This window comes from Corynebacterium sp. LK26 (genome assembly GCF_014335085.1).
Lineage (GTDB): Bacteria > Actinomycetota > Actinomycetes > Mycobacteriales > Mycobacteriaceae > Corynebacterium > Corynebacterium jeikeium_D.
In genome coordinates this window covers 101,968-113,349 of record NZ_PDHB01000017.1, presented here as the reverse complement: position 1 = coordinate 113,349, position 11,382 = coordinate 101,968, and the positions used below count along the sequence as shown (strand labels likewise).

Here is an 11,382-nt window from a genome sequence, read left to right as displayed (position 1 = left end):
ATTTTTCGTGCCATTTTTGACATAAACGCAGTCAGTAACTCGCATCCACCCAACGCCATCAGCCATAAACGCAGTCAGTAACTCGCACTGGGGTAAGTGGCGAAAGGTGCCCACCGGCGACGCACCGCCCAGACACGCTTTTCCGACTTTCCTAGGGCTTGGATTATTTTCTGTCTGTTTTTGTCTTCTTCGTCTTCTTAAACGAAAACCAGGCCAGAGAAAAACTCTCTGACCTGGCTTAATTGCTCCTCCAGCTGGACTCGAACCAGCAACCCTTCGATTAACAGTCGAATGCTCTGCCATTGAGCTATGGAGGAATATCCACCGCACAGAACCGGCTAAACCGAACTTCGGCCATGCCGTTCCTTGCGACGGATAGATACTTTACCCAGACCCCTTGAAACTCACAAATCGCCAGGTCAAAGGTCAATTTATACCTTCTTTTCCCACACGTCATGACACCGTTGTGAGTTCTCAGAGCCACGCAATCCACACAATCCACGCAACCTCACACAGCGCCCACAAAGCTCCTACCAGTACTGAAAACGCTTTCCATCATGCACTTTTCATACCGCGTTCATATGATGGGGCTTATGTCTGAACAAACCAACGGAACCGAAAACACCGAGCAAACCGCACGCGTTGTGCGCGGCGTTATCGCCCGCGAAAAAGGCGCACCTGTAGAACTTACTGATATCCACATCCCGTCCCCGGGCCCGAACGATGTCATTGTCGACATCCAGGCCTGCGGCGTCTGCCATACAGACCTGGCTTACCGCGACGGCGATATCACCGACGAGTACCCGTTCTTCCTCGGCCACGAGGCCGCAGGCGTGGTCTCCGAGATTGGCGAAGAGGTCACGCATGTTGCCGTCGGCGATTTCGTTGTCCTCAATTGGCGCGCCGTCTGTGGCGAGTGCCGCGCCTGCAAGCGCGGTGAGCCACAGTACTGCTTTAGCACTTTCAACGCCTCCAAGCCCATGACGCTTGCCGACGGCACCGTCCTCACCCCAGCACTGGGAATCGGCGCTTTTGCGGATGCCACCCTCGTCCACGAGGGCCAGTGCACCAAGGTCGATTCGGCAGCCGATCCGGCCGTTGCGGGCCTGCTGGGCTGCGGTGTCATGGCCGGCATCGGTGCGGCTATTAACACCGGCGAGGTCAAGCGCGGTGAATCGGTAGCCGTCATCGGCTGCGGTGGCGTTGGTACGGCCGCTATCGCCGGTGCCAAGCTGGCCGGCGCTAGCAAGATTATTGCCATCGACATCTCGGACGAGAAGTTGGATACCGCCCGCGAATTCGGCGCGACCGAGACCATTAACTCTGCGGAGCTGGCTAAGAGCGATAAGGGCACCGGGGAAGAGGATCCCGTCGTTAAGCGAGTGCGTGAGCTGACCGACGGTTTCGGTGCTGACGTCGTGATTGATGCGGTCGGCCGTCCGGAAACTTACAAGCAGGCGTTCTACGCCCGTGACCTGGCTGGACGTGTTGTGCTGGTCGGTGTTCCGGCGCCGACGATGGAGCTGGACATCCCGCTGGCGGATGTGTTTAGCCGCGGTGGTGCGCTGAAGTCGTCCTGGTACGGCGACTGCCTGCCGGAGCGGGACTTCCCGATGCTGGTAGATCTGTCGTTGCAAAACCGCCTGCCGTTGGAGGGCTTCGTAACGGAGCGCATTGGCATTGAGGATGTTGATGAGGCTTTCGAAACTATGAAGGCCGGTAAGGTACTGCGATCGGTGGTGACGCTGTGAACAAGGATTTGAGGGTTGACCACGTTCTCACGTCGGGCACGTTCTCGCTCGATGGTGGCACGTGGGACGTAGACAACAACGTATGGGTGCTCGGCGATGACCGTGAGGTCATTGTCATCGATGCGGCGCATGAGGCGCAGCCGATTATTGATGCGGTGGACGGTCGCAAGGTAAAGGCGATTGTATGCACCCACGCGCACAACGACCACATCACTGTGGCCCCTGAACTGCAGGAGAAGCTCGACGCTCCCCTGCTCGTCCACCCGGGCGACCAGATGCTGTGGGATCAGTCCTGGCCGGACCTGGCGCACGAGGATCTCGCGCATGGTCAGCGCCTGGAGATTGCAGGCACGGAGGTTGTCATTATTAACACTCCGGGTCACTCCCCTGGCTCGTGCTGCCTGTACGTGCCGGAGGCCGCGGAGCTGTTCTCTGGTGACACGCTGTTTTCCGGCGGTCCGGGGGCGACCGGTCGGTCCTACTCGGATTTCGACACGATTATTAACTCCATCCGCGACAACCTGCTGACTCTGCCTGCGGAAACGACTGTCCGCACGGGTCATGGCGACCACACGACGATTGGCCGCGAGGCTCCGCACTTGGAAGAGTGGATTCGCCGCGGCTACTAGCCGCCCTACTAGTCGCTAGCTACTCAAACACGACCTTGACCGCCTCTGCTTGCAGTTCGCGGCGGTACTGCTCCATCGCGAGCAGGTCCGCGAACAGCGAGTTGTAGGCGGTTTCGTCATCTGAGGGCCGCATTCGCGAGAGCATCGCCTTCAGCTGTGCAATTTGGTCACCGACCCACACCTCCTGCAACCGCGCCAGAATCGCCTGCGCATACGGGCGCAGCGTCTCTGCATCGACAGCGATTTGCTCCACTCCCAGCTCAGTCACGAGATGCTTGACGACGTCCTCCCGCGCCTGATCCATAATTGCGGTCGCCCAACAATGTGGCTGCGTGGCCGCTTCCCCACAGGCACCACCTGCAGCCATGATGGCGTCGAATACCGCTCGGTAGGTCGGATGCCCAAAGGTCTCGGGTGCGAGCGCATCGAATACCGGACCGGTGGTGGCGGGCTCTTGAATTGCCAGCTTAAGGGCCTCACGCTGCGCATAGAGCACAGGGTCCCGCGGATTTGGATACGGCAGTGCCGGGTTGCGCCGGCGCCGCGCTTCCTCCGCCTCTTCGCGGGCACGGGCCTCTTCTTGGCGACGCTGGTAGGGAGTGCGCTTTTCACTCTGTGGCCGACTGGCCTCCTCGCGGACGCGCTGTACCAGCTCGGCCTCATCATTCCAGCCGATCCAGCCGGCAACTTCGCGGGCATACTCATCGCGCAGCGCCGCGTCCTTGAGCTGGGCCAGGACAGGCACCACGCGGCGCAACCCGGAGACCCTGCCATTAGCGGTGGTCAGGTCATAGTCGGCCAGAAGCGTGCGGAGGACAAATTCGATCAATGGCCGTCGTGAAGCGACGAGATCGCGCACTGCGGCCTCGCCCTTCTTCTGGCGCAGATCGCACGGATCCATGCCGTCCGGCGCGACCGCGACGTAGGACTGGCCGGTGAAATTCTGCTCGCCCTCGAAGGCGCGCATGGCGGCCTTCTGCCCCGCCTCGTCGCCGTCGAAGGTGTAGATGAGTTCGCCGCGGAAGAAGTTGTCATCGAGCATGAGACGGCGCAGCAGCTGGAGGTGTTCCTCGCCGAAAGCGGTACCACAGGACGCGACGGCTGTGGTCACGCCTGAGGCGTGCATGGCCATGACGTCGGTGTAGCCCTCCACAATCACAGCCTGATGACCAGCGGCAATGTCCTTCTTTGCCAGATCCAGGCCGAAGAGCACCTTGGACTTCTTGTACAGCATGGTTTCAGGCGTGTTCATGTACTTGCCCAAGTTGTCATCGTCAAAAAGCTTGCGGGCACCAAAGCCGATGACATCGCCGGACATATTGCGAATCGGCCACATGAGACGGCGGTGGAAACGATCGATTGGCCCCATCCGCCCCATCTTGGAAAGCCCCGCCTTGTCCAGCTCCTCGAAACTAAAGCCCAGGCGCTGCAGGTGCTTGGTTAGAGTATCCCAGCCGGCCGGCGAGTAGCCACAGCCGAACTGGGCCGCGTGCTCGGCGGTGAAGCCACGATTTTCCAGAAACTCGCGAGCGGGCGCTGCCGCTGGAGTCGAAAACTGCTCGCGGTAGAACTTCTGTGCCTCGCGGTTTGCGGCGATGAGACGCTGGCGGGTTCCCGGTTCCTCGCGACGGCCCGTGCCGCCGCCCTCATAGTTAATGTGGAAGCCAATTTTCTCCGCACAGGCTTCGACAGCCTCCGGGAAAGACAGGTGTTCCATCTCCATGAGGAAGCTGAATACATCACCGCCCTTGCCGGTGGAAAAGCAGTGGTAGTAGCCATGATTGGGGCGTACGTGGAACGACGGCGTGCGCTCGTCTTTAAAAGGCGATAGCCCTTTCAGAGAATCCGCGCCAGCCGGTTTGAGGTTCACGTATTCTGCAACGATCTCCTCAATCGGAGTCCGTTCGCGGATTGCCGCGATGTCGGAGTCCGGAATTCTTCCCCTAGCCATGAAAATAACCTTACCCAACCCGTCCAATCGACTCCGCCGTAGAGGTTTCGCTTGCCGACGAGCCGCCCGCGCTCAACCCAAAAGCGTGCCGGCGGCGACAGATATGGAAAGATACTAGCCATGGCTGAGTGGAAGAAGATTGCGAGCGGTGTAGGCGCTGCCGCCCTGGTGCTGGCTGGTAGTTATTTCGGGCTCGATGGCGGAGACCAGAACTCTACGGCATCCGAGAACTCACAGGGGTCGCAGGATTCCACTGCCTCCAGCGCGAAACCAGGCCCTAAACCTGGCCCCAACTTGGGCAGCAACAAGGCCGGCACAAAGGGTGCCACCTGCGCAGTAGATACCCTGCCGCAGGAGGCCGACGATGTTATCGACCGCATCCTGACCGACCAGGACCACATCTATTCGCAGCACGACGGCAAGCACTTCGGCAACTACGAGGGACGCCTGCCGAAGGAGCGCGGTGACTACTACCGCGAATACACCGTGACCACCCCGGGCAATTCCAGCCGCGGTGCACGCCGCATCGTTGTCGGCGGCGGTTCCGAAAACGATCCGGATGTCTGGTACTACACCGACGACCACTACGAGAGCTTCTGCGAAATTCCTGACGCGGAGGAGTAGACAACTATCCCCACGCCGCAGCCACACCAGCAATCTGGCGATCAAGCCGCTCTACACGCGATTCCGTCATCGACGCTAGCTGATCAACGATAACCCGCAGCCGCGCTTGGTCACTCTCCGCCCGGGAATAGAGCCACTGGAACATCGGATCAAGCGTCCCTGGAGCACCTTCCTGCAGATACTCGGCCACCCGGAAAAGACGATCGCGTTCACGCTCCTGACGGCGAATATGACGCGGAAGATCCATCACATACAGCACGGCGATGGTCTTCAGCATGGTGACCTCCGCCAGAATCGAGCTGGGCACGGCGAGGTCCGCGTCGTAACGCCCGAGCGGAAGCGTCGACCCGGAGGCAGCACGCGTACCCGCGACGGAAGCCGTGACGAAACGGCCGACCAGCTCCGAGGTCATCCGTTTCAGCGCGACCAGCGAGCGCAGCGAACCATCATAGGACGCCGCAGCTGATACCACCGGCAAGCTGGCAAGACGCCCGGCAGCCTCGACGAGCTCCGCTGGATCGCCACCAAATGCGGCAGCACCCTTGTCAGCGAGCGCGGCCAGTTCCACCGTGTCCCACAGAACACCCAGGTCAACGCGGCCAGAGACGATGCCATCCTCGACATCGTGGACGGAATAGGCGACATCGTCAGACCAGTCCATGATCTGCGCCTCAAGACACTGCTTGCCGTGCGGAACGCCCTGGCGAATCCACTGCAGGATCGCAGCATCTTCCTGGTAGGCGCCGTACTTGTGGCGGAGCTGACCATCGGGACCGATCGGTGTCCACGGGTACTTACAAGCCGCATCGAGCGCCGCCCGAGTGAGATTGAGTCCACAGGGCTCACCTGTACCATCGAGCACCTTCGGCTCGAGGCGAGTGAGAATACGCAGCGTCTGCGCGTTGCCCTCGAACCCGCCGCAACCAGCGGCAATCTCGTTGAGGGCACGCTCGCCGTTGTGGCCATACGGCGGATGCCCGATGTCATGGGTCAGGCCGGCCAGCTCTGCGAGATCCTCATCTGCACCCAACTCGCTGGCGATTCCACGGGAAATCTGCGCGACCTCCAGCGAGTGAGTCAGGCGCGTGCGCGGAGTATCACCCTCTCCTGGCCCCACGACCTGGGTTTTGTCAGCCAGTCTGCGCAGCGCTGCGGAGTGCAAAACGCGGGCGCGATCTCGCGCAAACGCCGCCCGGTGAGATTCCAAGGACTGCACCCCGGGCAGCAATGACTGCTTCGGAGACTCCTCGACAATACGAGCGAGTTCAAAAGATGAATACGAAAATTTACCGGCCACGTAATTATTGTTACGTATCCTTGTAGATATGTCTGACAGGAATCGCGTGTTTCGCCCCCTTTACCTTGCTGCATCGGGTGCTTTCCTCGGCCTGAGCATGCCGCTAATTACTGCCGCACTACCGGCACAGCCACCGGTTCACGCACCTGCTTCGCTGCTGGCACTCGCACCGTCAGCATCCCTGGCGCACGCCGAGGCACCGGCGGATGTGTCGGGCGAGGTGGCTGATCTCGCAGGTGTGCTGAGCGGCGGCGATGAAGCTCGTCTGAAGGAGCAGATTCAGCAGCTCAAGACAGAGAAGCGACTCCTGTTCTCGGTGTTTTACATCAAGAGCTTCGACGGCATTCAGGGCGAACAGTGGGCGCAGCAGGCCTGGGAGCACCTCGGAGCTGCCGACAACCGCGGTGTCCTGGTCGTCGCCGTGGAAGACCGAAACCTCGGCGCTTTCGTCGGAGACTCCTTCCCCCGCAACGCCGAGGCCGTCAACAGCGCAGCTCAAGGGCAGTTGTTAGAGGATGACAACTGGGCAGCTGCGGGTGAAGCTGCCATCGCCGAGGCAGGCGGTGGCAGCGGCTCCGCCGGTGGGTGGGCACTCGGCGCCGGCCTCGGTGGTGCCGCCGTTGTCGGTGGCGCCACCTGGGCCGTGGGCCGCCGCAATAAGAAGAAGCGCGATGAGGAGGAGATCGCTCGTGGCCGCAACATCGACCCCAAGGATGTCTCTTCGCTGGACTCGCTGAGCACCAGCTCGCTCGATGTTCTTGCGCACGATGAGATTGTCAGTACCGATGAGTCCATTCGCAAAGCCCGCACCGAGCTCGACCTCGCCCGCGCTGAGTTCGGCACCGAACGCATCCGCAGCTTCGACAACGCACTGAAGCACTCTCAGTCCACGCTCGAGCGTGCGTTTGCACTTCGCCAACAGCTTGACGACGGCTCCGTGTCCGACGAAATCGAGCGCCGCAGTGTCCTACTGGAGATTATCTCCACCTGTGGTGTAGCGGATGACCAGCTCGACGGCGAGGCCGCAAACTTCCAGAAACTCCGCCAGGAGTTGATGAATGCTGAAGCGACGATTTCGAAGCTCACTCAGCGAAGTGTCGAGCTGCGTTCACGTATGCCGCGTGCCGGCGAAATTCTCGATGGTCTGCGCGCACGTTACGAAGAGCAGATGCTCAGCTCTGTGACCGACAATATTGATATGGCCACGGAGCACCTGAATCAGGCTGACCAGTCAATGTCTGAGGCCCGCCGCATCGCGGACCTACCCGCCGGTGAGCAAGGTGGTCTGATTGATGCACTGTCGGCCACCGACTTTGCGCTCACACAGGCAGAGAGTCTTCTAGAGGCCATTGAACACGCCGATAGCGATATTCACGCTGCAGTCGCTGGACTGGCTTCCCTTATCGCCGAGGTCCGCGGTGAAATCGATGAGGCCTCGCACCTGATGTCGGCACCGCAAGGCGCCAACATCAACCGCGAGCGTCTCAATGCGGCCATCGAAGCAGGCCGTGAAGCACTCGGCGTGGCAGCCAATAAGTCCGAAGTGGATCCACTGAGTTCCTGGACCGCACTGACCGATGCCGATGAGCTGCTCGACGAAGCCCTCGACTCCGCTCGAGACAAGGCCGCATCGTTCGCCCGCGCTACCGCCACTTTGCAGCACAGCATGCAGGATGCCGACAATCACATTCGCGCCGCGGCTGACTTAATTGCTACCCGCCGCCGTGTGGTTGGTGCTGAGGCTCGCACTCGCCTCGCGGAGGCGCAGCGTGCTTACGGCTCTGCTCAGGGCTTGGCCAACGACGATCCGCGAAAGGCTTTGGCCTACGCACGTCGTGCGCGCAAGCTCGCGGCTGAGGCCGCTGACTTGGCCCGCCGTGACATCCGCCGCTACCAGGATCAGCGCCGCGGTGGCGGCAGCAACGGTTCGATGGTCGCCGGCATGGTGCTAGGCAGCATGCTCAGCAACAACAGCGGCTTTGGTGGCAGCATCGGCGGCTTCGGCGGCTTCGGCGGAGGTTCGAGCCGACCAGGCGGCTCCGGCAGCACAATGGGCTTCTAGATTCCCGCCTAAATTCGCATCTGGCGTGGCCCATCCACAGACCACGTCGCCAGTGCGGCGGCAATCAGCCAGTCTTCGAAACTCCCCCGGAAGTCTCCTTTCTGGGCATAGACACCAAATACCCCTCGGCCTAGGCTGTCCTCTCTGACGATTCGGGCGAGCTCATAGCCTGGCCGTTCGATGTCGAAGACCGTGCGAATTCCCCGTCCTTCTCTGTTTAGGACGAAAGAATCCCCCTCATCTGGATTCGTCATCACTAGCGCGTTCGTGCTAAAAAAGCGGGCTTTCACCTGCCAGCCACGCCCTTGTGGCGAGGTGATCCAGAAAGCACTAAAGACCCCGTCCTGACAGCTCCAGCCGTCGGACAGGGTCTTTTTGTTCTCGTCGTAAACGACGCCGTCTGCAATAGTTGCTACACGATCCACACCCAAATCATATAGGCAATCAGCAAGAGCAAGCAGACAGTGAGAATCCAGGTAGAGGAAACCATGCGGGACTCCAGCACTCGACGAGCACTGTAGACCAGGAAGATCTTCTCCTCTTCCGGCAGCGCACGGCCCTCATCGGTGTCGAACTGCACCTCTGCGTGGCGCACGCCACGGGACGCACCGGTAAACTGGCCCCACTTCTCGCCGGTCTTCGCATTCTCGATGACGTAGTTCGTCGATCCCTCGCACACCAGCTTGCCTTCAGGACGTTCCGGCCCAAAGGTCACTGAAAGCTGCTTGGCTCGCGAAATCTTGTCACGGTCAGCAGCAACGGTCGAGAACACGCGGCCGTCGGGAAGCGTGGCGGAAACACGGTGATTAGCAGAGGCATCAATGACCCACTCCCCTTCCGGGGTGTTGAGGCGATCGCCCTGCTCATCACGGATGTACGTGCCGACTTCGGTGCTTTCCTTCAGAATCGGCCAGGTTTGCTCGGATTTTTCCCGAGAGCCGTCGCCGAGACTATAGGATTCCCAAAAAACTTCTTCGGCCATTAGCAGCCCACCAGGCGAGCTGCGAGGTAGCCTTCCAGCTCGTCAATCTTGACGCGCTCCTGCTCCATGGTGTCGCGGTCACGGACGGTCACAGCGTTGTCCTCGAGAGTATCGAAGTCAACGGTGACACAGAACGGAGTACCGATCTCATCCTGGCGACGGTAACGACGGCCGATAGCACCGGAGGTGTCGTAATCGACGGCCCAGTACTGGCGCAGCTTGTCGGCGACAGCCTCAGCAGTCGGAGTCAGGGTGTCCTTCTTCGACAGCGGCAAAACAGCAACCTTAACCGGCGACAGACGCGGGTCCAGCTTCAGCACAGTACGGGTGTCGGTGCCGCCCTTTGCGTTCGGCACCTCTTCCTCGGTGTAGGCATCGCACAGGAAGGCCATCAGGGCGCGGGTCAGACCGAAGGACGGCTCAATGACGTACGGAACGTACTTTTCGCCGGTGACCTGGTCGTGGTAACGCAGGTCTTCCTTGGAGTGCTCGATGTGGCAGCCGAGGTCGTAGTCCGTACGGTTGGCGACACCCATCAGCTCGCCCCACTCGTTGCCCTGGAAGTGGAAACGGTACTCGAAGTCGATTGTGCGTGCAGAGTAGTGAGCGCGCTCGTCCTTCGGAACGTCGAACTGACGCATGTTCTCCGGGTTAACGCCCAGGTCAATGAACCAGTTCCAGCAGGCGTCGACCCACTCATCGAACTTCTCTTCCGCCTCGTTCGGTGCGACGAAGTACTCGATCTCCATCTGCTCGAACTCGCGGGTACGGAAGATGAAGTTGCCCGGGGTGATCTCGTTACGGAATGCCTTACCGGTCTGGCCGATACCGAACGGTGGCTTCATACGAGCCGTGGTCATAACGTTCTTGAAGTTGACGAAGATACCCTGAGCGGTCTCCGGGCGCATGTAGTGCAGGCCCTGCTCATTGTCGACCGGGCCGAGGAAGGTCTTCATCAGACCGGAGAACATCTGCGGCTCGGTCCAGTTGCCCGGCTGACCGGTCTCCGGGTCCGGAACATCTGCCAGACCATTGGCCGGCGGGTGACCGTGCTTGGCCTCGTAGGCCTCCAGCAGGTGGTCAGCGCGGTAGCGCTTGTGGGTGTGCAGGGACTCCACCAGCGGGTCGGTGAAGGTAGCGACGTGGCCGGAAGCTTCCCAGACCTGGCGCGGCAGGATAATGGAGGAATCCAGGCCGACGACATCCTTACGACCGGTGACGAAGGTCTTCCACCACTGGCGCTTGATGTTTTCCTTCAGCTCCACACCCAGGGGACCGTAATCCCATGCCGAGCGGGTACCGCCGTAAATTTCACCACACGGGTAAACGAACCCCCTGCGCTTACACAGGTTGGCGACGGTATCGACAACTGACTTAGGTGCCACGGTCTAGACCACTCCTTATAAATGGCTTCGCATCGCACACCACACGCCTTTTCCGGGCACACAATTCAGCCCGTTCCGTGCGGCGAACGACATAATGAAAAGCAAAATGTACTGACCCCAACAGGCCAGTTAAAAGTTCCCCTATACTCTAGCGCATCTTGTCCAACCGATACCGGGTAGTGTCGGTTACATGGCTGGCGAAGATATGCACGAAGTTAGTTCTGGCGAAAACCCACGTGGTACGGGCTCCCCCGCTAGCACCGGAACACAAGCCTCCGCGCGGCCGGCCGCAACCCGCATCGGCCAGCGCAGTACTCGCCAACGCCGCGCCGTCGTGTCGATTATGAGTGAGGCCCCTAATTTTCGCTCCGCTGCTGACATTCATAAGTCGCTGACGGAACGTGGGGACAAGGTCGGCTTGACGACGGTCTATCGGACGCTCCAGTCCCTTGCAGAAATGGACATTGTCGATGTTCTGCACAATGCCTCCGGAGAGGCTCTGTACCGGCTGTGCGGTGACCACCACCATCATCACCTGGTCTGCACCGATTGCGGCAGCACCGTTGAAGTCGCCGGCGGCCCTGTCGAGCAGTGGGCGCACAGCCTTGCGGAGGAGCACGGTTTTAATCTGACCGGGCACACTGCTGAGGTCTTCGGCCTGTGCAGGGACTGCCAGAAGAAGTAGCCCGGGCTCCCTCCCC

General features: G+C 60.6%; 10 protein-coding genes and 1 tRNA gene. 5 read left to right on the top strand and 6 right to left on the bottom strand.

Annotation, left to right across the window (positions count from 1 at the left end):
• Positions 1-245 precede the first annotated feature (245 nt).
• Positions 246-317: transfer RNA gene (locus CRD13_RS09660), tRNA-Asn, on the bottom strand.
• 276 nt (positions 318-593) lie between these two features.
• Here CRD13_RS09660 and CRD13_RS09655 point away from each other — a divergent pair.
• Both CRD13_RS09655 and CRD13_RS09650 read left to right on the top strand, forming a co-directional pair.
• Positions 594-1,751, top strand: coding sequence for an S-(hydroxymethyl)mycothiol dehydrogenase (locus CRD13_RS09655; protein ID WP_049170748.1), 1,158 nt, complete (start codon positions 594-596; stop codon positions 1,749-1,751).
• Entirely contained in the window at positions 1,748-2,380 is a 633-nt protein-coding gene (locus CRD13_RS09650) for an MBL fold metallo-hydrolase (protein ID WP_070642011.1), read from the top strand. The genes CRD13_RS09655 and CRD13_RS09650 overlap by 4 nt, the downstream gene beginning before the upstream one ends.
• A 19-nt stretch (positions 2,381-2,399) precedes the next feature.
• Here CRD13_RS09650 and dnaG read toward each other — a convergent pair whose 3' ends face one another.
• Complete coding sequence (gene dnaG / locus CRD13_RS09645; RefSeq protein ID WP_187401561.1) at positions 2,400-4,331, bottom strand: DNA primase; 1,932 nt, start codon at positions 4,329-4,331, stop codon at positions 2,400-2,402.
• Between the two features lie 120 nt (positions 4,332-4,451).
• Between dnaG and CRD13_RS09640 the strand changes: the two genes are divergently transcribed.
• A complete protein-coding gene (locus CRD13_RS09640) occupies positions 4,452-4,955 on the top strand; it encodes a ribonuclease domain-containing protein (RefSeq protein WP_070438686.1) in 504 nt (167 codons plus the stop codon).
• A gap of 4 nt (positions 4,956-4,959) precedes the next feature.
• Here the strand turns inward: CRD13_RS09640 and CRD13_RS09635 are convergent, their stop codons facing one another.
• Positions 4,960-6,252 carry a deoxyguanosinetriphosphate triphosphohydrolase gene (locus CRD13_RS09635; RefSeq protein WP_016423106.1) on the bottom strand — a complete coding sequence of 431 codons (1,293 nt, stop codon included), beginning with the start codon at positions 6,250-6,252 and terminating at the stop codon, positions 4,960-4,962.
• A 28-nt stretch (positions 6,253-6,280) separates the two neighbouring features.
• Here CRD13_RS09635 and CRD13_RS09630 point away from each other — a divergent pair, with 28 nt between their 5' ends.
• The gene (locus CRD13_RS09630; RefSeq protein WP_222866708.1) at positions 6,281-8,314 is read left to right on the top strand and encodes a TPM domain-containing protein; all 2,034 of its coding nucleotides are present in this window, start codon (positions 6,281-6,283) and stop codon (positions 8,312-8,314) included.
• 8 nt (positions 8,315-8,322) lie between these two features.
• On the opposite strand, the gene CRD13_RS09625 is transcribed toward CRD13_RS09630, so the two are convergent.
• The 3 genes from CRD13_RS09625 to CRD13_RS09615 are packed head-to-tail and all read right to left on the bottom strand — an operon-like array spanning position 8,323 to position 10,681.
• Complete coding sequence (locus CRD13_RS09625; protein WP_049192874.1) at positions 8,323-8,739, bottom strand: hypothetical protein; 417 nt, start codon at positions 8,737-8,739, stop codon at positions 8,323-8,325.
• Positions 8,727-9,296: a hypothetical protein gene (locus tag CRD13_RS09620; RefSeq protein WP_049170730.1), complete on the bottom strand. Its 570-nt coding sequence runs from the start codon at positions 9,294-9,296 to the stop codon at positions 8,727-8,729. The genes CRD13_RS09625 and CRD13_RS09620 overlap by 13 nt, the downstream gene beginning before the upstream one ends.
• On the bottom strand, positions 9,296-10,681 hold the full coding sequence (locus tag CRD13_RS09615) for a glycine--tRNA ligase (RefSeq protein ID WP_049189626.1): 1,386 nt from the start codon (positions 10,679-10,681) through the stop codon (positions 9,296-9,298). Before CRD13_RS09615 ends, CRD13_RS09620 begins: the two co-directional genes overlap by 1 nt.
• 190 nt (positions 10,682-10,871) lie before the next feature.
• Here CRD13_RS09615 and CRD13_RS09610 point away from each other — a divergent pair, with 190 nt between their 5' ends.
• The gene (locus tag CRD13_RS09610; protein WP_070607075.1) at positions 10,872-11,366 is read left to right on the top strand and encodes a Fur family transcriptional regulator; all 495 of its coding nucleotides are present in this window, start codon (positions 10,872-10,874) and stop codon (positions 11,364-11,366) included.
• The last annotated feature ends 16 nt before the right edge of the window (positions 11,367-11,382 follow it).